At 58.2% G+C, this 23,919-nt stretch carries 16 protein-coding genes; 4 read left to right on the top strand and 12 right to left on the bottom strand.

Translation table 11 applies throughout. From position 1 onward, the window contains the following. The 3 genes from B5D32_RS07500 to B5D32_RS07490 all read right to left on the bottom strand — a co-directional run. Positions 1-407 (bottom strand): hypothetical protein (locus B5D32_RS07500; RefSeq protein ID WP_143402701.1); only part of this gene is annotated, 407 nt, incomplete at its 3' end. Between the two features lie 199 nt (positions 408-606). Continuing rightward, complete coding sequence (locus tag B5D32_RS07495) at positions 607-1,458, bottom strand: class B sortase (RefSeq protein WP_078784442.1); 852 nt, start codon at positions 1,456-1,458, stop codon at positions 607-609. Next, complete coding sequence (locus B5D32_RS07490) at positions 1,455-1,949, bottom strand: DUF4352 domain-containing protein (RefSeq protein WP_159447006.1); 495 nt, start codon at positions 1,947-1,949, stop codon at positions 1,455-1,457. The genes B5D32_RS07495 and B5D32_RS07490 overlap by 4 nt, the downstream gene beginning before the upstream one ends. A 323-nt stretch (positions 1,950-2,272) precedes the next feature. Here B5D32_RS07490 and B5D32_RS07485 point away from each other — a divergent pair, with 323 nt between their 5' ends. Then, a complete protein-coding gene (locus B5D32_RS07485; RefSeq protein ID WP_242943414.1) occupies positions 2,273-2,491 on the top strand; it encodes a hypothetical protein in 219 nt (72 codons plus the stop codon). Positions 2,492-2,501: 10 nt separating this feature from the next. Here B5D32_RS07485 and B5D32_RS07480 read toward each other — a convergent pair whose 3' ends face one another. Genes B5D32_RS07480 through B5D32_RS07475 form a run of 3 tightly spaced genes read right to left on the bottom strand, consistent with a single transcriptional unit; the run spans position 2,502 to position 4,126 of the window. After that, positions 2,502-2,993, bottom strand: a complete 492-nt coding sequence (locus tag B5D32_RS07480) for a sigma-70 family RNA polymerase sigma factor (RefSeq protein WP_078784446.1) — start codon at positions 2,991-2,993, stop codon at positions 2,502-2,504. A 40-nt stretch (positions 2,994-3,033) separates the two neighbouring features. Next, positions 3,034-3,174, bottom strand: coding sequence for a hypothetical protein (locus B5D32_RS15195; protein ID WP_159447005.1), 141 nt, complete (start codon positions 3,172-3,174; stop codon positions 3,034-3,036). Then, positions 3,164-4,126, bottom strand: a complete 963-nt coding sequence (locus tag B5D32_RS07475) for a calcium/sodium antiporter (RefSeq protein ID WP_078784440.1) — start codon at positions 4,124-4,126, stop codon at positions 3,164-3,166. Before B5D32_RS07475 ends, B5D32_RS15195 begins: the two co-directional genes overlap by 11 nt. Before the next feature lie 620 nt (positions 4,127-4,746). Between B5D32_RS07475 and B5D32_RS07470 the strand changes: the two genes are divergently transcribed. Genes B5D32_RS07470 through B5D32_RS07460 form a run of 3 tightly spaced genes read left to right on the top strand, consistent with a single transcriptional unit; the run spans position 4,747 to position 6,626 of the window. After that, positions 4,747-5,181, top strand: coding sequence for an Lrp/AsnC family transcriptional regulator (locus tag B5D32_RS07470; protein ID WP_078784439.1), 435 nt, complete (start codon positions 4,747-4,749; stop codon positions 5,179-5,181). 11 nt (positions 5,182-5,192) lie between these two features. Continuing rightward, positions 5,193-5,627 carry a zinc ribbon domain-containing protein gene (locus tag B5D32_RS07465; protein WP_078784438.1) on the top strand — a complete coding sequence of 145 codons (435 nt, stop codon included), beginning with the start codon at positions 5,193-5,195 and terminating at the stop codon, positions 5,625-5,627. A 9-nt stretch (positions 5,628-5,636) separates the two neighbouring features. Further along, positions 5,637-6,626 carry a glycosyltransferase family 2 protein gene (locus B5D32_RS07460; protein WP_078784437.1) on the top strand — a complete coding sequence of 330 codons (990 nt, stop codon included), beginning with the start codon at positions 5,637-5,639 and terminating at the stop codon, positions 6,624-6,626. 418 nt (positions 6,627-7,044) lie between these two features. Here B5D32_RS07460 and B5D32_RS07455 read toward each other — a convergent pair whose 3' ends face one another. From B5D32_RS07455 to B5D32_RS07430, 6 genes are all read right to left on the bottom strand, one after another. After that, positions 7,045-9,117, bottom strand: coding sequence for an elongation factor G (locus B5D32_RS07455; protein WP_078784436.1), 2,073 nt, complete (start codon positions 9,115-9,117; stop codon positions 7,045-7,047). A 390-nt stretch (positions 9,118-9,507) separates the two neighbouring features. Next, positions 9,508-10,734, bottom strand: coding sequence for an AfsR/SARP family transcriptional regulator (locus B5D32_RS07450; RefSeq protein ID WP_159447004.1), 1,227 nt, complete (start codon positions 10,732-10,734; stop codon positions 9,508-9,510). Between the two features lie 158 nt (positions 10,735-10,892). Further along, on the bottom strand, positions 10,893-11,708 hold the full coding sequence (locus tag B5D32_RS07445; RefSeq protein WP_078784434.1) for a type IV pilus modification PilV family protein: 816 nt from the start codon (positions 11,706-11,708) through the stop codon (positions 10,893-10,895). Next, positions 11,705-12,091 (bottom strand): type IV pilus modification PilV family protein, encoded by a 387-nt coding sequence (locus tag B5D32_RS07440; protein WP_078784433.1) that lies wholly within the window; start codon positions 12,089-12,091, stop codon positions 11,705-11,707. Before B5D32_RS07440 ends, B5D32_RS07445 begins: the two co-directional genes overlap by 4 nt. 6 nt (positions 12,092-12,097) lie before the next feature. After that, a complete protein-coding gene (locus tag B5D32_RS07435; protein ID WP_078784432.1) occupies positions 12,098-12,913 on the bottom strand; it encodes a hypothetical protein in 816 nt (271 codons plus the stop codon). Between the two features lie 27 nt (positions 12,914-12,940). Then, positions 12,941-23,683, bottom strand: coding sequence for a prepilin-type N-terminal cleavage/methylation domain-containing protein (locus tag B5D32_RS07430; RefSeq protein ID WP_078784431.1), 10,743 nt, complete (start codon positions 23,681-23,683; stop codon positions 12,941-12,943). Positions 23,684-23,919: the final 236 nt, after the last annotated feature.

Below are 23,919 nucleotides of genomic sequence, written 5' to 3'. Positions count from 1 at the left end.
AGTTCAATCTTCTCGATTTCAGCATCCAGAGTCGCACCGCTCTCCAGAATGTAGCTAACATAGACGGGCTTGGTGGCAGGAGCAGGCTTCGCAGTCTTTTCAAAGCCTGCATACTCGCAGTTAGCTTTTGCCAAATCATTAAAGTCAATGGGAGCTTTGCTATTCAGATCGCTGACACCATCGTTGCTGAGATTAGTTTTCCAGTAGAAGCCATCAGGCAGCTCCGGAGCTTCCTCATTAGACGATGCAGTAATGTCAACGTTCTTAACTACCTGACCATTCTCATCAGTAAACGTGACATGAATGGTTTCTACTGCTGCAAACGCTGCAAACGGCACGCACATGACAACCATGAACACAGCCGTCAGCAGAGCAAGCAGACGAGTTTTAAAAGTCGTTTTCTGCATGTTATTTCTCCTATTCATTAAGTATTTATCTAAAGCGTTTTGCAGGCAGGTGCCCCAAGCGCACCGGCTTACTGGCGCAGTAGATACGGACATATATCCAACACTCCCACTTGGGATGAGAGCGGTGAATCAGAGGTTATTATTTCCTTTTTCAAAGGAAATACAAAAGCCCTAGGGCTTTTCGCCAAAATTTTTGACCTTATTTGCCGGCAGGCCAGCGGGCGGGAAGGAGCGGATCGCTGTTGATGTGTACCTCATCCGCCGCAGTGGTCTCACCGTCCCGCAAGGGGCGTGCCAGAATGACCATACGCGCATCATCCATCTGGTAGGTGCAGGTGCTTAAAGTCAGCAGACGCTCGGTGGGGTAGGCATAGTCACCGGTGGTATAAAACGCGCGCTTGGCCACCTCGTCCAAAAATGTCTGCTCGGTGGCATCATCCAGATTGATATACTGGTTGAAGTAGAACACATCACCGTCACTCTCGCGCGAGGTTACGGCATAAACCGCTACGATTTTGTAAATCTCACTTTTATATAAGGTATCCAACTGCAGGTAAGGGTGTGCTGTGTAGTAATCAGCATCGCGGTACTTTTGCAGATTGGAGAAGCGGTCGGTATTATTTACACCCATGTTATGCCCGTAGATGATAAGGTGACGACCGTTTTGCATGTCGCACTCAAAATCTGCAAAGGGCATGCCGCGCTTATCATCGGCGCGATCCAGATCATGGTATAAGTAAAAGTAATTATCTGTCGTTTGCAGGATCGGCAGGTCAATGTCCACACCCGGTATTTCGATCCAACCCGCAAAATCCGGGTTGCGGGCGATAAGATCCGCATATTTAGTCCGCTGAGCAGCTTCCTCAGCGGCCGGGTCAGGGGTGGCCTCGGGCTCTTCTATAGTGGGCGCAGCCGTTTCTACCGGCTTAATGGCTTCCATCTCTTTTTTCTGCTTATAGGAAGGGAGCCAGAGGATCAGCCCGCCGACCAGCCCTGCAAAGGCCGCGCCGGAGATAACCCCCGCCAAAAGTGCTTTGGTGCGTTGTTTCATAAACTCAGATCCACAAAATAAGCGTTTCCGTTACTGCCATCTGCCAGCATTTCCTGATAAGCAACAACAAAATCATTGGTGTCCTGCGGTAAATTTACCAGCATCCAGCCGGAAAGGCTCTCGCCCGGCTGCAAGGTTGTCGCATCAGGCATCATAACATCGTCCACAGCATCCAATGCTACGCCAAAGTCATCCTTGCCCCATTGGATTTGAAAATCGTCTTTAAAAATATCGTAGGTCTCATTGCTGGTATTTGTTACAGTCATCATAAAAATGACAAGTTTTTGACCATCGGGAGTTGTAATGCTGTTATATCCATCCACCACACGGGGGGTATCACAGGTAAAATCGAATAATGCCGTCTGTACCGTCTCACTGGCTTTTGCCCGAATAGAAGCATCCGATCCGCCGCAGCCAGCCAGCAGCAGCGCCGCCACCAAAGTTAATACACAAAGGACTGTTTTGTACAAATTAAATGTCGTTTTACTCAAAACCGTTATATCTCCAAAAGTAATTCTATTCCATCGCATATTTTCTACGATGTCTTTTATAAGGATACCACAAATCCAAAAAAATTTCAAGAGTTACACACATTTTGTCCGCCGCTAAAATGCACAATTATTGTCCAAATTTTGCGGCAAATTGTGATCACCTCGTTTTAATAGTGTAATTTAGTGCGTTGTACCACAATTTATAGCGTTCTGTAAAAGTTTGGCAGGCAACAAATATTCCCGTAATTTCTTGCATCAGAGCGAGCGATGTAAAAAGGCATAGTAGACATCCTCTCTCTCATAAATTTTGAGTGCAGAGGGAGGTGTGTGGTATCGCTAGAAAAAGTGCTCCAATCCATGTAATTGTTTACTATCCTAAAACAGAAGCCGGTCAGCGTGAACTCGCAAACCGGGTTGCCGGTATCCACGCCGATATTGTCAACCACCGTCTTCAAGATTTGAATTGTTCTTCCGAGCAGAAGATTCAACTGCTGGATGCCATCATAAAAACTGCCAAAGAAAAGGCAGGTGAACAGCCCTGATTGGGGTTGTTCACCTGCCCTTTTCTTTTATCCTACCCTTAAAACATCTCTCCAAGCTTTTTCGGCTTATGAGCTTCGTATTATTTTCCCAAGAACGAACGCAGGTATCCGATGTTCCTATTTTTCTTGCAAAGCGCGTTGGGGTGAGGATAGCATTCTCAATACATCTGCTCGCATAGCTGGCAAAGCGCTTGCCCTTGGCGGGGTCGAAGGTATCCACCGCCTTGATAAGCCCGATCGTGCCGATGGAGATCATATCGTCCTGTGCGCTGTTCCCGGCATAGTATTTTTTGCAGATATGCGCGACGAGCCGCAGATTGTGGCGGATCAGCGTATCCCGCGCCTGTGCGGCGGCTGCCCCACCCCTTTGCAGATCGGCAAAGGCCGCGCGCTCCCTGTCCGGCGGGAGCGGACGCGGGAAGGACCCGCTTTCGAGATGCAGCGCCAGATACAGAATATGCCCTGCCGCCGCCTGCAAAAACAAACCAAAAATGCCCAGCATACACACCACCTCGCGGAAGTGTATGCCGGGCATGGAAATTCTATTCTGTCTTTTGGGTGGCGAACGCCGGGTTGGCGGCGCGGGTCTCCTTGCCGCAGACGGTTTGGAGCTGTGCAAAGGCGCGGCGCACGTCGGCGGGGACGTCCACATGGGCAATGAAGCCTTTTTCTTTACAGCGCAAACTGCACCGCGCAGAAGGCGGCGTAGATTGCCAGAAGCAAGATGCCCTGGGCGCGGTGCAGCTTGCCCTTGACGAGGGCGGGGACCGTCAGGATCAGCATGACGACCAGCATGACCGGCAGATCCAGCACAAGGCTGGAATTGATGCCGAACAGCGTGGCGCTCTGCGGGATGGTGAAGGGTGCCAGTGTGATCGACACGCCGCTGACCAGCACAAGGTTAAAGACATTCGCACCGACGATGTTGCCCAGCGACAGGTCGCTGTGGCCCTTGGCCAGCGAGGTGACGGCCGTGACCAGCTCGGGCAGCGAGGTGCCGAGCGCGACAAACGTCAGAGCGATGACGCTCTCGGGCACGCCGAGGGCCTGCGCGATCAGGGTGCCGTTGTCCACGAGCAGGTTTGCGCCGACGGCGATCAGCACCGCGCCCAGCACAAGCAGGATCAGCGTCTTGGCGAGGGGCATTTCCTCCTCCTCGGACGCCTCTTGCTCACCGGCGGGGGTGTTTTTCATCTGCAGCACGTTGGCGGCCATATACGCCACAAACATTGCCAGCATGATGATGCCCATGACGCGGGTGAATCTGCCGAAAACATAGGCCGCAATGCAGTAGATGGCCGCCGCCGCGAAGAAGAAGGCGACGGGGGTTTTCAGCGTTTTGGGGTCTACCCTGCCGGGGCGCACCGCAATCGTGATGGCCGCGATCAGTGCCGCATTGCAGATGACCGAGCCGATGGCGTTGCCGTAGGCGATCTCGCCATGGCCGGACAGCGCGGACATCGTGGAGACCATGACCTCCGGCAGCGTCGTGCCGATGGAGACCACCGTCGCGCCGATGAGCAGCTCCGGCAGGTGGAAGCGGCGGGCCAGTGCGGATGCGCCGTCAACAAACCAGTCGCCGCCCTTGATCAGGAACAACAGACCGACAATAAAAAGCAGCACAGGGATGAGCATATTGATTCCTCCGTTAAAAATGCACGTTATGTGTCGGAAATTATATTATACCACGGCAGTCCGGGTGCCGTCAAACGGGGCGGGGTTTAAAATGTAAAAATGCAGCCTTTCGCGCGCATGGCTTTCCCCCGGAGGGGGAAGCTGTCAGTGGCCCCGACCACTGACTGATGAGGGTCGACCTTGCAGATGCTGCCCGTTTACAGGCTGCTGCCGTGCACACGCCCCTCATCCGGCCCTGCGGGCCACCTTCCCCCGCGGGGGAAGGCAAAAAGCCCCCAATTCTTGCACACTTTCCCGCATTGTGTCCTGCCAACACAAACACAAAACCCCGCAGGGGATACCTGCGGGGCTTTGTGCATAGAGGGGTGGGAAAGTATATAAAGGTCAGTGAATGTCTTGATTGATTACGAATATTATTATAGCAAGTTTTCTTAAAATGTCAAATGTCAGACTTGCATTTTGGTTTTCAAAAGATTATAATAAAGTCATTCCTACTTAATTTTATTTAGCAAGCGCACAAAAAAGCATACTTTTCCAATTTTGTTAAAGATAACAGTGATTGTATACTTCACTTTATTTTTTTGTGCGCATTACACAAAACAATGACAAGGAGTCAATCCATGGACGATTTGGACCACAAAATCCTACAACTGCTGGCGGAAAATGCGCGTATGCCCGTTAAGGACATCGCCCAGCGGGTCAGCCTGACCAGTCCCGCCGTATCCAGCCGCATCCACCGCCTGGAGCAGGAGGGCGTCATCGGCGGGTACACTGTCGTGCTGCGCCACCCCGACGCGCCCGCCCGGGTCGAGGCGCTGATCTCGGTACTGGTGGACGCAGCGACCCGCGCGAGCTTTCTGACCATGATCGAGCAGGAGCCGCAGGTCTTGCAGTGCTTCCGCGTGACAGGCAGCTACAACTTTATAATTAAGGTAAGCTGCACCGACATTGACGCGCTGGAGCACCTGCTGACCAAGATGCAGAAGATGGGCTCCACCAACACCCAGATCATCCTGAACACCCAGCTGGACCGCGGTCTGGCATTCGACGAATAAGCGAGGTTTTTATGGCACATTTTTGCAAAAACTGCGGTCTGCTGACTGCCCCGCACGACGAGCGGTGCCCCAAGTGCGGCGCACCGCTGCCGCATATCCCGATGGGCGAGGCTCTGTTGGAGTCCATGCGTCAGTCCCCGGAGGGTACCGTTGAGACCGGCGAGCCGCTGTATGAGCAGGACCTGGAGGAGGACCGCATCGACGCCATGAGCCAGGGCGCGACGACGGCGGCCATGCTACTGTTCGCCATCCCCATCGCCGGGTTTGTGCTGGCGGTGGTGTGGAGCTTTGGCGGCACGCAGGACCCGGCCCGCAGGCGGCTGGCCCGGGCGTACCTGATCCGTGCGCTGGTCGTGGCGGGGCTGGTCATCCTGTTTGTGGCTGTGGCCGCGATGGTGTTTACCGCCGCGCTGCACAGCCAGCTGGCCTACTACTATTACCGTTGAGGAGGCGCCATGAAAGCATCTGTCATCATCCCGAACCTGAACGGCGCGGGCTGGCTGCGGGATTCCATCGAGTCCGTCTGGGCGCAGACCGAGCAGGATTTTGAGCTGATCGTCATTGACAACGGCTCCACCGACGAGAGCCTGGACATCGCCCGCAGCTACTGCGGGCGGGACCGCTACACTTTAATTGAGAACGCCGGGAACACCGGCTTTTCCCATGCGGTGAACCAGGGCATTGCGATTGCCAAAGGCGAGTACATGGCGCTGTTCAACAACGACGCCTTTGCGGAGCCGGATTGGCTGGCGGAGCTGATCAAAACCGCCGACGCCGACCCGAAAATTTTTGCGGTCAGCAGCCTGATGCTGCGCTACTATGAGCCGGAGCTGGCCGACGACGCGGGCGACTACGTGACGATCCTGGGCTTTGCCTGCAAGCGCGGCGACGGCTTAAAGGCCAGCCGCTATACAAAGCCCTGCCGTGTGTTCAGCGCGTGCGGCGGCGCGGCGCTCTACCGCAAGTCGATTCTGGACGAGATCGGCGTGTTTGATGAGCTGTTTTTCGCGTATTACGAGGACGTCGATTTGAGCTGGCGTGCGAACAATTTCGGCTACAGGAACGTCTACTGCCCCACGGCCCGCTGCCGCCACATCTGCGGCGCGACCACCGGCGCGGTGCGCTACAACCCGTTTAAGAGCATCCAGAGCGGGCGCAACAGCATTCTGCTGCCCTACAAGAACCAGCCGATTTTGATGTTGGTTTTGAATTTTATCCCGATGCTGCTGGGGTATCTGCTCAAAGTGCTTATGTTCCGGCTGCGCGGCTTCGGCGGGGATTACGCGAAGGGCTTCCGCGAGGCGTGGACGGCGCTGCCGAAGATAAACAAACCGAAATTCAAGTGGCGGAACCTACCCAATTATGTCTGGGTGGAATGCAGTCTGATCGCCGGGCTGTTCAAGTACATTGTGTACCGCGTGCAGCGGGCGTTGAAGATCACGTGATGGGGGGCGTGCTGCTGTGCGGGGCGTCGGGGACGCCGCCCCCTACGGTGGTGACTGCGGGCTTTCATTTTGCTGCGCTGTAGGGGCCGGGCATGCCCGGCCCGGTGCTTTCCCGGGAGGCTGGCGTTAACGGGCAACGGCAAGAAGCCCCTCCGGCCATCGCTGCGCTCGGCCACCTCCCCTGTGAGGGGAGGCTTTTCTCGGGCCGAGCCTGCGAGGCCTGAGGGGCTTTGGCACCTTTCCGCAGGCTCCCTTTTCTCTTACTTTCTTCGAGAAGAAAGTAAGCAAAGAAGCTTTCAATATCTCAACCAAAAAGCACCTGCTGGCCGGTCACACGCATACCGGTCAGCAGGTGCTTTTATTTTACTTGTTTAGAATTTCTTTGGTTCTTTCTTTGCAAAGAAAGAACATCTCTCGTTTAATCCTCATCCGCAAAGTTGCCCAATGCCTTTGCCTGCTCGATGACCTTGTTCTCGAGCATCTGCGGCAGGGTCTCATACCGGACGAACTCGAACGTGAAGTAGCCGCGGCCCTGGGTCAGCTGGCGCAGGAAGGTGGTGAAGTCCTGCATCTCGGCCACGGGGACCTCGGCCTCGACGACCTGCAGGCCGTCGTCATCGGGGTTCATGCCCAGCACGCGGCCGCGGCGCTTCGTGACCTCGCCCATAATATCGCCGGTGTTGTCGGCGGGGACGTGGGCTTTCAATGCGCCGATGGGCTCAAGCAGGACGGGGCCGGCCTCGGGGATAGCGGCCTTATACGCGAGCTTGGCGGCCATAATGAACGCCATTTCGCTGGAATCAACAGGGTGGTAGCTGCCGTCCAGCAGCGTGGCCTTCATGCCGACCATCGGGTAACCGGCCAGCACACCGTGCTCGGCGGCCTGACGGACGCCCTTCTCGACTGCCGGGAAGAAGTTCTTCGGCACGCTGCCGCCGAACACGTTCTCGGCAAACTCGATGCCCTCGCCCTCGATGGGCTCGAACTGGATCCAGACATCGCCGAACTGGCCGTGGCCGCCGGTCTGCTTCTTGTGGCGGCCCTGCGCCTTGCAGCTCTTGCGGATGGACTCACGGTACGGCACGCGCGGATTCTCGAGCGTGATCTCGACACCGAACTTATTCTTCAGCTTGGCCAGCGCGACCTCCAGATGCTGGGTGCCCAGACCGCTGATGATCTGCTGCTTCGTCTCGGGGTCGACCACGAACCGGATGGCGGGGTCCTCCTCGATCAGGCGGGCCAGCGCACTGCCGACCTTACCCTCGTCGCCCTTCTTGGCGACCTTGACGGCCATACGGTAGCTGCTGATGGGGTACACAGGTGCGGGCAGCGCCACAACGCGGGCGGGGTCACACAGGGTATCGCCGGTCTTGGCGGTGGCCAGCTTGGCAACTGCGCCGATGTCACCAGCGGCGATTTCGGGCGTGTCGGTCTGCTTTTTGCCGCAGACGGTCAGCGTCTTGCCCAGGCGCTCCGGCTGGCCGGTGCGGGCGTTGACGGCGTTACTCGTCGCGGTCAGCCTGCCGGACAGCACCTTAATAAAGCTCAACTTGCCGACAAACGGGTCGGCCACAGTCTTAAAGACGTAGGCGCACAGCGGGGCGGCGGGGTCAGCGGTGATCTCCACCGGTTCGCCGCCAGACTCGCCCACGGCGGACGCGGTGTCCGCGCCGGGCAGCAGCACGTTCATGTTGTAGAGCAGCATATCCAGCGCCTGCGCGTTGACCGCAGAGCCGCAGAACACGGGCGTGATCTGGCCGCTGCGCACGCCGGAGGCCATGCCCTGGACGATCTCCTCTGTGGTGAAAGCCTCACCCTCGAAGAACTTCTCCATCAAAGCCTCGTCGGTCTCGGCGATGGCCTCGCTCATGGCCTGGATCAGGCCCTCAAAGCGGTGGCCGATGTCGGGCAGGTCGATCTGGACCTGCTTGCCGCCTTCGTATTTGAAGGCCTTCTGGCTGAACAGGTTGATGTAGGCGACGGTGCCGTCGTCCAGACGGACGGGCACGACGCAGGGGCAGACACTGGGGCCGAACTTGATCTTCATCTGCTCCAGGATCTTAAAGTAGTCGGCGTTTTCCAAATCAGCCTTGGTGACAAAGATCATCCGCGCCTTGTTGTTTTTCAGCGCCAGCTGGTACGCCTTCTCGGCGCCGACGGTCACGCCGGAACGCCCGGACACACAGATCAGCACGCTCTCGGCGGCCATGATGCCCTCGGCAGCGCCGGTCTCAAAATCAAACAGACCCGGTGCGTCGATCAGGTTGTACTTGATGCCCTCGTACTCGACGGGGACAACGCTCGAGTTGAGCGATGCCTTGCGGCGGATCTCCTCGGGGTCAAAGTCGCTGGCGGTGGTGCCGTCCTCGACACGGCCCATACGCTCGGATGCGCCGCTCATGTACAGCAGTGCCTCGGTCAGCGTCGTTTTGCCGCAGCCGGCGTGGCCGGCCACCAGAATGTTGCGGATGTCTTTGCTTGCGTAGCCCATGGATCGTCAAACCTCTTTTCGCGCCGGGGCTGCTTCCGGCAGCCCTGCGGCGTAGAATTTCATTGCGGCGCAGTGATTTTTGAACACTCCCGCCTGTTTGATACTACTTTACCACATTGTTGTGGAAATTTAAACAGTTTTTTCGGATTTTTTGTAAAAATTTTTAGGCAAAAGATTGTGGAAAGTGTAAAAAATCGTTCCTCGACATACAGCGAGTGTAGGGGCGAGCATTGCTCGCCCGCCAACTTGGCGCAGCATCGTCTTTTCGGGGAAATTTATCACAGGGCAAACGGGCACGGGCGGGCAATGCCCGCCCCTACCAATCGTTTCTTTGCCGGTCCGTGCAGCAAAAAAGCCGCACAGCTTTCACTGTACGGCTTAACGGCTCACTTATTTTTCCTTCTTCGCCGTCTTTTTGCGGCGGCGGACGCGCCCGCTGTCGGCCTTGGCCTCGGGAACATAGAGGCTATAGCTCAACAGGTAGCGCCCATGGGCAGGGATGCGGTAGAACGCGGCCTTGATGCGCTCCAGCGGGCCGGTGCCGCTCTCGGCGGTGCTACCGCTCAGCATAACAACATACTGCATATCGGTGTAGCGGGCGGCCACATCGCACTGGCGCAGATTCGTGTGGATCAGATCGCCCAGCTGCTCCACCATCAGAGCGGTCTCGGCAGCATCGGTGTTCTGGCTGGGAGCCACGGTCAGGATCGCCAGGAATACCTGCAGACCGTAGCGGACCTGCACGCCGCGCTGTACGCGGTAAATTTCCTTGAACGTCTCAAAGTCGCAGATACAGGCCCCCGTGTCCTCGGTATCCGGCAGAGCAGAGATCAGCTTGGAGACCTCGCTCTCCATATTGCGGTCTGCCTGGCGCATCTGGCGGTAGGCAGAGCCTGCGCGGCCCGGCTCAATGGCATGATGCAGGCAGCCCATGGCGCTGCCGCGGCGTGCCAGATCCTCCGCCTCCTCGTGGCGGCCCAGCGTCTCCAGCGCGACGATCTTTTCCAGATAAAGGCGCTCCTCGTAGGGGTCCAGCTCCAGCGCGCGGGTACACAGCGTAACGATGCGGGTGCTCTCGCCCCATTTTTTGCAGAGCTCCAGCAGGTTTAAAATGGCTGTGCGGTACTGCCCGTGCAGACGCACGCTGACGCTTTCGACCCACGGCTCGGACGCAGACTGCGGCAGCAGGCGCCCGTCATACAGGTTGACGATCTGTTCATAAATGCGGCTGCGCTTCTCGGCGTCGCCCTCCTTGCGGGCCAGCTCCGACAGGTCGTTGACCTCAAACACATCCACGCTGCAGTCCAGATGGGGGTTCCACTGGTAGTAGCCGCGGCTGGTCACGATGCAGTCCTTCATCTCATCCAGACCCTCCGCGTCGATCATAAGGCGGAAGCGATGCAAGATGGCGCGCAGGGCCATGTCCGGGTTGGTGGACCGCTCCCCTGCCCACAGGGTATCGGTCAGTACCTTGTGGGAGACGCGCTCCCCGCGCCGCAAAACGAGATACTGCACCAGCGCCGTTGCCTTGCGGGACTGCGCCAGCTGTGCCAGCACGGGCTTGCCGTTCACGCGGATCTCAAAGCCGCCCAGCATTTTGATTTCAATTGTTGCCATCCTAGTCATCCTCTCTGCTCTGATGCCCATGACGTTCCTGCATTTTGTCCGGCACACAGGTATTCATGTTTTAAAGTATAACAAGTCCATTTGAATTTGTCCAGTACATCCGCCGGGATTGTAATAAACTTTTCAAAAATCGTCCCGGAGGGCACCGCTCACGACTCCGACGATGCCTTGCCGTCCCAGGTGCCGGGTCCATACAGGATGACCGGCTCACCGGGCAACTGCACAATGGCTTTTTGGGTGCACAGCGGCACGATCTGGTTGTTGGCGTCCCGCTTGGCCACAGTCAGCACCACCGTCATAGCCGTAATGCGCGGGGTCTTGGTTTCGTCGCCGTCCTGCGTCCAGCTGCGGGCGTAGAAATGCAGTTCGCTGATGAACAGCCCCATATAGGCATCCCGGGGATAGGCCGTTGTGTAGCCGTAGGCAACGTAGGGCCGTGTGACCGTCTCCGTACCGTCCTCGGCCTTGTCCTTTTTTGTGTGCTGCGGGTTGCCGTAGTGCCCGGCGTCATTCAGTTCATCGCGGTAAAACCGCATGTGCAGGTAGCCGTTCAGCGCATTGGCCTGTTCCGGTGTCAGCAGCGCTGTGCCGTCTGTCTTTGTCAGCGGCGGCACACAGTCCTTGTCGATCAGCTCAATGTGGTTGGGGTAGACGCTGAATTCTAATGCCGTGCCCTTGCTGTAGTCGTTACCCTTGGACGCAAAAACCTTATCCAGATTGTCCGATTCCGTTGCGCCGTCGGTGAAGCGGATATAGCCGTTCGCCTCGAGCACCTCGCCGCGGATCGTCTCAATGAGCGCGTCGGCCAGGTTCTGGGCGCGCGTCTGCTGCTGGATGTCCATGTACGCCTGCGCGCTGGGCTGTATCAGCGTGACCGCCGCCAGCGTAAAGAGCGACAGCAGCACCATGCAGACGATCAGCTCCACCAGCGTTGTGCCGTTCTGGTTTTTCAAACGCTGCTTCATGGGTTGGTCGTCCCTTCTGCCGTGCTCTTGCTGTAGCGGTAAAACTTGTGCTGTTCCGTCGTTTTTTGGCCGTTTTCCGTAACTTCCGCGCTTGTCTCCACGCTGTCCAGCTCGACGCCGTTCACCGTAAATTCATTGTAATCGCCAAAGGAGAACTCCAGCCTATCCCGCTCCTTCACCCAGTTGGGGGCCGCGTTATTGGCCGGGTACAGCCCGGCGCAGAAGGCATAGGCTGTCTCCCGCAGCGACTCGGCCTTTTGGGACATGGCGCGGGCGTACCGCAGCGAAACGACGAACATCGACGTAAAAATCATCAGCAGCAGGAACGACACAAGCACTTCCACAATGGTCTCGCCGCGCTGACTTTGTAAAGTATGTTTCATAGCGGGTCACTCCTGTGTTGTGCCGGTGCTCTGTTTGGCACCGCGGGTGTAGGTGATGGAATCGGGCTGCTGGCTGGTGTCGCAGTGGAACGTCAGGCGGTTGCTGTTGATATTATCGTCTTTGATTTCCAATTTCTCTTGACCGGCGGCAACAAATGTCAGGGCATCCTCACGGTAATACTCCGTTGTTCCGCCATTTACCGTGTAGTACACCTTGCTTGTTGACTTGTCGCTGCTGCTGTACTTTACCGTGCGGTCATAGGTCCGCGTGAAGGCAAAGCTCTCGCCGTTTTTCGTGACTGTCACTGTAATATCCAGCTGTAAATCGACGATTGCCATGCCCTTGCGGTCTTCGCCCTCCAGTGTGTCGAGCAGGTTGCGCAGGTCTGTGGCATTGGTGCTGTTCACCGTCTGGTTCAGCTTGTCGGCACCGTCGCCCGGGCGGCGGCGCAGTGTTACCGTGATGGCCTCGGCCCCGCCATCAGGCTGGCTGCCTTTCGGTTTCCAGGCGAACTCCTTGGGCTGGGATTCCAAATCATAGATGTCCTTGCCGTAGCTTTGGGAGAACATGAACTGCTCATTGACGAACTTGGCAAAGCTGCTGTCCTTCTTGTTCAGCTCCGCTTCCAGCACGTCGGAAAAGCTGGTTGCCAGCTGGTAGGCTTCCTGTTCCAGCAGCTGGCGGTTGGCATTGGCCGTCAGTACGGAGGCCGCATAGACCAGCGCTGCCGACAGCGCCACAAACAGCGCGCCGATGCAGAGGACCAGTATCATCGAAAGTCCCTGCTCCCCGCGCAGAATGCTGCGTGCCCTGCGGTGCATAATGCCACCTTCTTTCCTGAAATAAAATTACGATGCGTTGCTTGTTTTCGTTCGTTCCGGGGGCACGGTTTCCGCCGCGTCCGTCTCATCCGGGGCAGCGGCGGTCTCCGGGGTCGCCATGGGCAGTGCCGCACGGGCCCGCATCAGGACCGGGGGCACGCTTGCGGGGGCGCTTTCCGCCGCCATGCTTTCTGCAGTCTCGGCGGGCGCGACGCTCTCCGCGGAGTCCATGCTCTGGGCATCCTCCGTCGCATCGGCGGTGTTCGTCTCGTTGACGGGGACCTTGACCGTGCCGGACTCGACGGTCCTACCCTTGTCATCCGAGTGCGCCAGCGTCTGCAGCGTCACACTTGCGGTGAACTTTTGCAGTTCGAGCGAGTCGTCCTGCACCTTTTCCTGCAGCTCGGGCAGGGTGATGCGGTAAACAGGCTCGGCGCCGTCCTCCTGCACCAGCTCCAGCATGGGAACCGTCTGTGCCTTGTAGTACAGCGTACCGCCGTCCTTTTCCACCGTGCCGGTGACGTTATAGGGTTGCGATTTCCAGTCGGTCAGGTTGTTATCTTTGTCGTAGACAGGCTCAACGCTCAGGTCGTACCAGGTGCGGGTCTTGTTGGTCTCCGCGTCCACAACGGTGGTCTGCTTGTCAAGCGCCGTCGTTTTGCCGTCATAGGTCGTCTTGGTAACGGTTTTGATTTCACCGCGCGGGTGAATCGTGCCGTCTGCGTCCTTCACGTCCCTGTCGTAGGTCGTCACCGTAATGATGTAGGGCGTTTTGTCCTTGTCCAGCGGCGTGACGGTAAAGGTATATCTGTTGGTCAGGTTGCGCACCGTGCCGTCGGCCTGGGTGTACTTGTTCACCGCGGTCCACTCCACCGTAAAGTGGCGCAGCTCCAGCGAGGCCTTACCGCGCTCGACGGTAAACTCGGGGTCGTTGTACAGGTTGACTTCCTGCTTGTAAACGGCATTGCCAAGTGCGCGTTCCGGTTCGTCCACGGGGGCGTCCAGCGTGATGGCCGGCAGCTGTGCCTTTGCGGCATCCTGCAGGATGTAGAACCAGTTCGACGCTGTCCTGCCGTCGGTGGGCATAACACGCACCGCGGGCAGCAGGTATTGTTTTGCATGGTCGGGCGTCAGCGTAAAGCCGTTGCCGTCGGGCACAAAGGTATAGCTGGCGGTTTTGTCGTTGACGCTGGCGCTCCCGCCCACCGTGCGGCTGTCCTTCGGGATGACCAGCTCGGCGTCGCCGTTGGCCAGCATCGTGTTCAGGGCGTTGGTCAGCGCCTGCTGGGCCTCATACTTGGCTTGTCCGGTGGACTTTTCCTGCCAAGTCCTGGCCAAACCGGCAATTGTATTGTAATTGTTCTCGTTGCTGAAGATATAGCCGGTAAAGTAGACATTGCCCTGTGCGGCTGCGTCCAGCGTCATGTTGAGCTTGAGGTCGTTCAGGAACGTCTCCTGATTCGGGCTGTCGGGCGCAAAGCTGCTGGCCGTAGCCTTGGGCGCATCGGCGCGGCTGACGATGGTCTCGGACTGGCTCAACGCGCCGTCCGGGCCGTCAAAGCAATTGCTACCAGCCTTGCGGCGGGCAATGACGCGGAAGCTCAATGCCTCGCCCTGATACTGCTCCAGATCCAGCGTCAGGCTGCCGACGTTGCCCGTGGTGGGCAGCGTCAGCACAGTATTGCCGCCGTCATCGACGACGCACAGTTCATAGTGGTCAATGCGCTCGTCGTCGGACGGCGACCAGCTGACCGTGTAGAGCAGGGCATCCGCGTTGTCGGTCTCGCCGTTGACGCGGGTGATGGAGCTCGGCGCGCTGATGCCGGGCAGGCGCTGCTTAACGCTGTAATCCGCCACAGCGGACGCGCCGATTTCATCGGTGTCGGCTGCCGCCACACGGGTGACCTCGAGCCGGACCTTGTTATAGCGCCAGCTGTCGCTGCCGTTGGCCAGCATGGTATCCACGTTGACAGGCAGGGTAAAGCTGTTGCCATTTTGTTTCGGCGTCAGGGTGACGCCGCCCTTCAGCGCAATTTGCTCCTGACCGGTCACATTGCCGTCCTTGTCCGTCAACAGGCCGTAGAGCTTGATCTGGTAGGCGGGGGCTGCGTCAGTGGCCTGCATGTCGTCCTGTGTCCATTTGAACGTGTAGGTCAGCTGATTCTTGTCATCCACTACGCCGTCCTCAATGGTTTCCGCCAGCGTCGGGGCTTTCAGGACATTCAGGTTCAGCTGCTTGAAGATGATCTGCGGGGTCGTCTGCGTGGCCTGTTCTGCCCACCCACTCTTATCACGGCTCACGTCGGAGAAGCAGAGCGGTGTCAGATGGGCATAGGTATAGCTGTGCTCGCCCGTGCGGACGATCTCATAGCCGTTCTTCCACCAGATTTCTTTGTCGGTGTCGTTTGCATGGCTGGCGATGGCTGCGGACACTTCGTCCGCCGTGGCATCCCAGCGATACTTCATATCGCCCTTGCCGCTGGTGACGGGCACCGCGACAACGAGGAAGTCGGTGTAGTTCGTCATGGCATCCGACGGCAGGCTGTTCAGGTTGAAGGTAACGGGAGACTCTGTCACAATGCTTTCCCGCGCGGCCAGCGTGATGTACTGGCCGTTCAAAGATACGCCGTTGACTTCGTCATTACCCAGATATTTTGCCAGCAGCATGACACGGTAGGTCGGGCTGCCGTGCTCGCTGCTGTCGCTCTTGACCTTCGGGGTAAAGCTGAACTTCACGGTTGCTTCAAAGCTTTCCGCTGTCTGGCCGGTGTAGGTCACATAGTCCGTGTCGCCGTCCTTTTTCAGCGTGCCCAGCGGCAGACCGTCCTCGTCCTTGCCGTTATCGCCGTTGTGGTCACGCCACTGGGACGGGAGATAGGTCTCTGACTTGTACTGGGCCGAGCGCAGATACTTTGTACTGCTGCTGTTGTCCGGGGTTGCCAACGCCGTAAGCGTCAAAGTGCGTTCCAAATTTTGGGTCAGGCGGATGTACTGCTTGCCATTCCGTCTGCTGAAATAATAAGGATGCTTTCCATCGGTCAGCTTAACGGTCCATGCCTCGTCTGTCGGGTATTCGGTGTAGTTTTTCAGCACCGCGACAACCTCATACTTGAATTCTCTCGATTTTTCATCCGGCGTCTGGCACTGACCCCAGTCAAAGCCGCCGCCCGTTCGCTTTACCAGCCGGAACTCAATCTCAGGTGTCGGCAGGGCGTGCATAAAGGTCTGCACGCCGCTGGTGTTGAAGTTGTCATCCTGATTCGGGTCGTTGTTGGTGTTGTAGGGCGTTACACGCACGACGAAGTTACCCGTCCACGCTTTATCAGCCACAAAGGTATAGCTGCGCTGGTAGACGTCCGCTTTCAGATAGGGAACTGCATCCGATGCGACAACACCCTTAGCGTCGCAGGGCAGAATTTCAACACGGTAGTAAGCGGCGGGGCTGGCATTCTTGTCGCTGTCGCTCGGCTCGGCCCACGTCACTTCATAACGGCCATAGACGTTGTTGTCCGCATCCTGCACCTGGCTGGCCTTGACGTCGATTTTTCCCGGCTTGGCTGGCTTGGTGCTGTCCAGCACGTACTTATAGTAGTTCTGGATGACCTCGTCGGTGATGTCGGTAATATCAACGTCCGATTTCGTACTGTTCGCGGCTTCGCCGAATTGCAGCATCACAGTCGCTCTCTGGTTGCCGGGATTGGTATCATTGCCCGCGCCGGTATCATCGAAAATGTAGGCTTTGTTACCGTCGGTCTTGATATAGGCAGAGTTTGCTGCGGCATCCGAATCCGTAGAAGTAATGCCTCGCATCCACTTCAGACTGTACGCTGCGCCGTTCCAATCCTTTGCCAAAGCGGGCAGGAACGCAATATAAGGATAGGTTGTTTTATCAGTGACGTTATAGCCTATGTACAGACGGTGTGCTTTTACTTTTTCCGAGGACGGATTCCAATATGTCTCCTTGTAGGCCTTGTCACTTCCTTGCTCATCCGCTTTCTTCCAGTTACCTGTTGTACTGTTCGGTTTTTCTGCGGTCAGTCTACGCTCATCCTTTTTATAGAAGCTCTTGCCTTCACCGCCGGAATTTTCAATATAATAGTTGCCGTGGCCGGTGACATTCTCGTAACTCTGGCGCAAATAGGCAATAGGATACCAACCTGTACCAACCGTGGCAAAGCAGTTTGTGACATTGGTTGCTTCTTTCGACCCAGAGCCATTGCCGCGGCTGCCGACAATGCCGACTCTCCTGTCATACACTCCGCCACACGTAAAGTCTGTATTAAGGTTTCGGCAGCGGTCAATATTTACCGTAACATTATCAATGTTCCCCTTGTCGTACGGGCCGATCCATGCCAGAATGCCGACTGCCTGCGACACTGCCTTGATTGCACCGCTATTGACGCAGTCGATGATGTTCAGCGTCATAATATCGGTGCGCTGCTTCATCTCGATTTTACCGATAATGCCCGCGCAGTCATTTGCGCCTTTTGATTTATACCAAATCTGACCGTAGTTGCGGCAGGAAAGCACATTTATAGTACCGCCGGAAATAGGCTGGTCAATAAAGCCGACAACACCGCCGACTGCACCGTAACCCGGGTTTCCGTCGTTCGTGTTTGTTGTCATTTTGCCAAAATTAAAGCATTTCTGCACGGTTCCGCCGTAGTCCAGCCAATAGGCGATCACGCCGCCCACATTGGACGAGCGGCTGTTGAACACACTGCCGCAGTTGACTACCTTGCTGACAGACCACCGGTCATCGCTGCGGTTCTGCTGCTGGCCAATGACACCGCCCACATGGACAACAACACGATTTTCCCTCTTGTAAATGTTGTCATTGTCTGTATCGTCCTTGTTCTTAGACCCATTAAACACGCGCGTAAACCGGCGCACAGCGGCACAGTTTACCACAGTGTCCAGCACGCTTTTGTCTGTGACGTTGGATTCGTTCTGGCCGACAATACCGCCGACGGTGGATGCCGTTGTCGCATTGTCAGAATAGACAAACCACTGGCCGGTGGCGGAAGTGCCAATTGTACCGTGGAGAGAGTTAAAGCCTGCCAGACCACCCAGATAACCGTCGGCACGGACGGTTTCGCTGTTGTTGCTGCCGCGCAGGGCGACAAGCAGATCATTGGCGGCAAGGCCGCTTTGGCTGTAGACATTCCCATAGCCGCAGCCTTCTTTGGACACAGTGTCAACACCCATGAGATTTGCGTAGGTCTTGCCTGTGGTCAGCTCTGCCGCCATGCTGTTGATGTCGGCATTGGCATCTGCCGCACCCAGCCAATTTTTAACCTGTGCAACAAGGGCGAGTTTTGTTGTGTCGTCGCTGACCAGCGCTTTTTTGCTGCCGCTGCCCGTGATAGTGCCGTTGTTGGAGCCCGCGACGCCGCCCACAAAGCCGTAACGCGCCGTGATGATGCTGCCCGCGCCGTTGCTGCGCTCGGTGGCGACATAGCTGTTGGCGATTTCGTCATTGTTGCGGCCCGCAATGCCGCCCACATGGCTGGCACTGGCGAGCTTTTCGTCTGCGGTCTGGGTCGTGGTGATGTTGCTGATACCGCTGACCTGCAGTTTGATGTATTTGACCTCACAGCCGGTGATTGTGCTGTTGTTCAGACCGGCAATGCCGCCCACCGTGCTGCCGGTGCTGCGTGCACCGGCGGAGACAAGGCCGTCCTGGTCTGCCTCGCCGCCCATCGTGCCGGAATAGGTACACTGCTTCAGGGTACCGTCGTTCTGGCCTGCGACGCCGCCCAAATTTTTATATTTATCAAGATTTTGTGTAAGGTCCAGCAGAACGTTGGTGCTGCTGACCGTGCCGTCCTTCGTGGTGCGGCCCACCGCGCCGCCCAGCGTGACGGTGTTGGTGCCCGCGCGCAGGCCGTTGTTCAGCGCCAGCGCGCCGTTTTCGACCTGACAGCCGGTGACGGTGCCCTCGTTCATGCCCGCAAGGCCGCCGATGGTGACCGCCGGGGTGCTGAACTGCACGTTGGCGTTTGCCGCCAGCTTCACATTGCGGATGGTCGCGTCCTTGCCGTTGTACGCCGCAACAGCGCCGATGCTCTCCGATGTACCGGTGATCGTGCAGTTGCTTACGCTGCTGTTGTTTTCCAGCCCGCTGCCTTGGCCGATGATGCCGAAGTTCGTAGCCGTGACGCCGCCCGCCGTGCCGTTGGCCGCGGTGACGGCGGCGCTGACCTGCACATTCTCAATCAGTGCGTCTTTATTATTATTGCCCGCGATGCCGCCCGCCTCGCCGTTGGTGGCGTAGACCTGATTCTGGGCATGGCTGCAATAGCTGATCGTGCCGCCCGCGGCGTTCTCGCCCGCAATACCGCCCGCATATTTTGTGCTGGCGCGCACCGAGGCATGGTTTTCCACACGGGTGATTTCGGCACGGTTCGTACCGGCCACGCCGCCCGCGTAGTTAGCGGCAGTGACGCTGCCACTGACCGCGCCGGTGGCGTTTTCAGCGCCGTAAATACTGCCCTTATCCGTATTGATACCGGCCACGCCGCCCGCATAGCCGGTGGCGGTGACACTGCTTTGCAGCTGGTCGGACAGCGAGATATTGCCGACGTTGGCACCGGCCACGCCGCCCGCGTACTGGTTGGCCTCCACCGTGCCAGTGCTGTTGTTCTCTGTGCAGATGATGAGGCCCTTGCGGGTGCTTGCCGCAGCGTCACCGCCCAGGTTGACGCCCGCAATGCCGCCGACATAGCTGTCACCGCGCACGGCGCAGTCCTGCGCCGGGTAGGCAGACTGAATACGACCGCCGTTGACGCCCGCAACGCCGCCCAGATAGGTATAGCCGGTTTCACGGTTGCCGAGGGACGCCTCCATGCGGCCGCCGGTGATCGTGCCCTCGTTCCAGCCCGCAAAGCCGCCCGCGGCGCACTTGTGAGCCACTGTGCCGTAGTTTGTGCAGTCTTCCAGCTTCGTGTTGGGTGTGGCATAGCCGATGATACCGCCCGCCAGCGCGCCGCGCGCGGTGCCAAAGTCATAGCGGCCATCGGCCAGCGCGTTCAGCGATACGCCGTCTTTAAACGCGCCGTTGGACGGGTTCAGGCCGCCGACGGACAGGGCGTTCTGCGTTGCGCCGTTGGCTGCATTTTGAATCGTCAGCTTCGTTTCAGCTTCGTTTGCGCCGACGATGCCGCCGACGTAGATGTCAGCCTGCAGGTTGAGCATGTTCTGGAAACCGGTCAGGATGATTGTGCCGTCCGCCGTTTTCACGTCGGTGCTGTTGCTGTCGGTCAGCACGCCGGTGCTCTCGTCAATCGTCGGCAGCAGCGCCTCCAGCGTGACGTTTGCGGGCTTGGGCGCCAGCAGACGGTTGTAGCCGATGATGCCGCCCGCGACGGCGTCGGCCTCGACGCGGCCCGAGGCCACATTTGTTATAAACGCGCCGCCGTCCGCCACGGTGAAGCCGCCCACCGGCAGGTTGGCGCCGATGACGCCGCCGACAAGCTGCTGACCTGCCACGCGGCTGACCTTCACAGTGGCGGAGGGCAGTTCCGGCGCGCAGTTCAGGCCGATCATGCCGCCGACAGCCTTGCCCGCCGCCACGATCTGGCCGCTGATGGTCAGGTTCTGGCCGGAGGTGTTGGAGATTTTCGCATTTACATCGTTATAACCGGCCACGCCGCCCACGTAGTTGTTGCCGTACAGGATGGCACCCAGCGTCGGGGCGCCGCTCTTATCCCACGTCACAACGCCGTTTTTGCCGTTGTAGCCCGCGATGCCGCCGACGTAGTCGGCGTAGTCGCCCGCGGAGCTGCTCAGCTTCTTTAACAGGTTGATGCGGCGGGTGTCGGTGGCGTTGTCGCCGGACATACGGTTGGCGCAGTTCTGCACGGTGGCTGTGGCTTTCGGGTCTTGACTGCCGCCCCAGTCGGCATCATTGACGCCGACGATGCCGCCGACGTAGGCCGCGTTCTTTCCAAAGGCCGCGACCAGACCCGTATTGGTCATGCCGCTGATTTGGCTGTTGCTGCCGTTGACCGACACGATGCCGCCGACGTAGCGGCTGCCAAAGACGTCACTGCTGTTCGTATCGTTCTGTTGTACGCCGCTGCCGGTAAAGCCACCGGCCAGACCGCCCACAAACCGGCTGCCGAGCACGTAGCCCTTGCCGGTCTTGCAGCCGTTCAGCACAATTTCCTTGCCGTAGCCGACAAGGCCGCCGACGAAATCACCCTTGAGGGGGCTGGCGTCGGTCAATGTGCCGGTTTCGTCGAAGCCCGCCTCGACCTGCTCCTTGAGCTGGGTCTCGGTCAGGTCGCTGCGGGTCACGCTTTCGCAGCCTTGCAGGGTCACGCCCCTGTCGTAGCCCGCAATGCCGCCGAAGAACTGCCCCAGCACCAGGCTGCGCGCATCGCCCGCGGTATCGCCCTTATAGTTGGCGCCCGCGCTGACCGTGCCGTTGTTCCTCAGGCCCGTCAGCACCGGCGGCGTGCCGGTATTTGCGCCTGTCGTAAACAGGTTGCCGACGATGCCGCCCGTAAAGCCGTTGCCGGTGACAAGGCCGTTGTTGACGATGTTCGTATTGCCGTTCGTTGTCATCTGGGCGGCGTCCACCGTGCCGAACACGCCGCCCACGCCGACGCTGCGCCAGAGAGAGTTCTTGTCACCCGGCTCGGCTGCCGCGGCAGCGTAGCGGGCCTTCTCGGCCTGCTGGTCTGCCGCTGTGGTCTTTGTAACGGATTGCGTGCCCTTGTCCACAAGCAGACCCGCCACCGTCACGTCCGACGCGACGGTCAGATTCTGCATGACGGAATCCGTTGTTTTGGGTATGGCAACGCCGACGAGACCGCCAATGCCGCGCGGCTCGTCTGTATAATAGGTATAGCTTTTATTATTTACGGTCTTGTGTTCTGCTGTTCGCTCTGTCGCGGTGGTGGAGTCGCCAAACGCCAGCGCCGCGGCCACCAGCGCACTCGTCGAGGAGTTCGTGCCGCGGGTCAGGGCGCAGTTTTCCAGCGTGCCGGTGTTGACGCCGCAGAGTGCGCCGACAGCACGCACATCGCGCCAGTTCTCGTCGTCCTCCTCCAGCGCCGTGACGAATTTGGTTGCGGTCAGCTTGAGCTGGTTTGCCTCCGGCAGCGCACCGGCGGCGACGGTCTCGGTCTTGACGTTGACCTGAATGTCCGGGTCGCGCAGTGTGATGTAAGAAATTTTGCCCTTGTTCTCGCCGATAAGGCCGACATAGTGGTCGGCCAGCACGTCCTTCTCTGCCTTGCCGGTTTTTGCAACGGACTTGCTGCTCAATTGCAGATTGAGGATGGGCACACGGGTCGTTTGGGTTGTAAGGACCGTTGTTTTGCTCGTAAGTTCGATTTTTTCGCCCAGCTCCGGGATCGTCGGCCAGGCGACCGGGTCATTGAGGGACGGCACCTTGGCCGCCGGGTACTTCTCACCCGCGGCGCAGTAGACCGTGACGCCACCGCCCGTCCAGTTCAGGCCGGTGCTGTTGCTGGCCTGGGGGGTCAGCGTGTAGGTGCCCTTGTTGGTGATGTCCCAGTCGGCAGACCAGCGCAGGTTGTACAGATGGCGGAAATATTTCAGGTCGGCCTCTTTCGCCGTGCCGCCCTTGGCCAGCAGGGTGTTTTCCTCGTTCGTCGTTTCCTCTTTGCTGGCTGTGTAGGTGTCGCTGTAGTTTTCCCGCGGCTCGGCGCGCATGGCAATGTAGATGTCCTTCGGGTCGTTCAGCAGGCGGGTGATGCTGTACAGGCTCGTGGCGGCAACGTCAGCGCTGTTCTCACACGCGCGCAGCAGCGCGGCGTCCGCCATGGCGTCCAGCGTCAGCACAAAGCTGCCCTTGTTGTAGCTTAGCGGGAAGTAGAGTTTCTTCTCCTCGGTGCCGGTCTGCTGGCCCGCGGCGTCGTATTGGTAGATAACAACAGGCATCTCTGTGATGACCTGCTTGTTATCATCCGCCGCGCCCGCGGTGTCGCGCTTGATCGTGATGGTAAACAGCGGTTTATCCTTGTTTTTGTCGTAGGCCGTGGCCGTGTAGGAGGTGTCCAGATCGCCGAGGCTGGAGTTGCCGCTCCAGCTCAGGGTCAGCGTCTCGCCGTTCGTCAGGCGGGGATTCTTGACCTTCAGCTTCGTCTGCACCAGCTGCACAACGTTGACGCGGTCCTCGGCAGAGTAGTAGCCGACAAGGGTGTCATTGCGGCGGTGGTCATAGCTGCGGTCATAAATATTCGTAGCACCGTCCTGATTGAAGCGGAGCTTATCGGATTTGGTATCGTAAAAGACCGAGTAGACCTGCCCGCTCTGCACGTCGATCTCGACGCAGATCGAGGCATTCAGCAGCGAGGCGTCGTAGATGTAATCGCCCAGCAGCTCCTTGACCAGCGCGTTATGGTTGCCCGCGGCAGCGCCCGTGCGGTCATAGTAGAGCGCAGCCACGTTCTGGTTCAGTTCGGTCTTGGTGCGGCTCACAAGGGTTTTGCCGTCCGCGTCGGTCACGGTGACGTCGTTCTGGAAGTGGTCGCCCGTGCTGCCCTCCTCCATGACCTGCCGTCGGAACGCATCCAGCTCCCCCGCCGTCTCCATCCGGGTCAGGGAGATCTGCGCCGTCTGGAACAGCGTGCGGGCGTTGGCCTCGTTCTTTTCAAACCGGGCCAGCCGCGTGTAGGCGATCAGCCCGCCGCCGACCAGCGCCGCCAGAATGGCCGTGATAGCCAGAACGACCATCAGCTCCACCAGCGTAAAGCCTTTCTTTTTGTTTTTTATATTTTTATTGTACTGCACCATAGATGCTCCCGTCGTTTCTCCGGTGAAAGGTTACAATTAGACACAATACCAGATTATATATATTGTCATTATACTCGGAATGTGACGTTTTCGCAAGAAACTCCGCGAGATTTCAGCAAATTTATACCAAATATAGTAGGTCAGCGGCAAGTTGTGCACGATTCCGCCATAATTTCCGTTAGCTTTGAACAAGAAAACAGAGTTTTTTTTCGCGAAATTTCTTGCAAATACAGGCC

Origin of the sequence: Gemmiger formicilis, assembly GCF_900167555.1 — a bacterium.
Lineage (GTDB): Bacteria > Bacillota > Clostridia > Oscillospirales > Ruminococcaceae > Gemmiger > Gemmiger formicilis.
This window is presented reverse-complemented; position numbering and strand designations above follow the sequence as displayed.

Excerpts from the sequence above, each read along its gene's own strand:
- B5D32_RS07495 (WP_078784442.1), bottom strand. The coding sequence starts at position 1,458 with ATGAAACAACGCACCAAAGCACTTTTGGCGGGGGTTATCTCCGGCGCG.
- B5D32_RS07480 (WP_078784446.1), bottom strand. The coding sequence starts at position 2,993 with ATGCTGGGCATTTTTGGTTTGTTTTTGCAGGCGGCGGCAGGGCATATT.
- B5D32_RS07475 (WP_078784440.1), bottom strand. The coding sequence starts at position 4,126 with ATGCTCATCCCTGTGCTGCTTTTTATTGTCGGTCTGTTGTTCCTGATC.
- B5D32_RS07470 (WP_078784439.1), top strand. The coding sequence starts at position 4,747 with ATGGACGATTTGGACCACAAAATCCTACAACTGCTGGCGGAAAATGCG.
- B5D32_RS07465 (WP_078784438.1), top strand. The coding sequence starts at position 5,193 with ATGGCACATTTTTGCAAAAACTGCGGTCTGCTGACTGCCCCGCACGAC.
- B5D32_RS07460 (WP_078784437.1), top strand. The coding sequence starts at position 5,637 with ATGAAAGCATCTGTCATCATCCCGAACCTGAACGGCGCGGGCTGGCTG.
- B5D32_RS07455 (WP_078784436.1), bottom strand. The coding sequence starts at position 9,117 with ATGGGCTACGCAAGCAAAGACATCCGCAACATTCTGGTGGCCGGCCAC.
- B5D32_RS07450 (WP_159447004.1), bottom strand. The coding sequence starts at position 10,734 with ATGGCAACAATTGAAATCAAAATGCTGGGCGGCTTTGAGATCCGCGTG.
- B5D32_RS07445 (WP_078784434.1), bottom strand. The coding sequence starts at position 11,708 with ATGAAGCAGCGTTTGAAAAACCAGAACGGCACAACGCTGGTGGAGCTG.
- B5D32_RS07440 (WP_078784433.1), bottom strand. The coding sequence starts at position 12,091 with ATGAAACATACTTTACAAAGTCAGCGCGGCGAGACCATTGTGGAAGTG.
- B5D32_RS07435 (WP_078784432.1), bottom strand. The coding sequence starts at position 12,913 with ATGCACCGCAGGGCACGCAGCATTCTGCGCGGGGAGCAGGGACTTTCG.
- B5D32_RS07430 (WP_078784431.1), bottom strand. The coding sequence starts at position 23,683 with ATGGTGCAGTACAATAAAAATATAAAAAACAAAAAGAAAGGCTTTACG.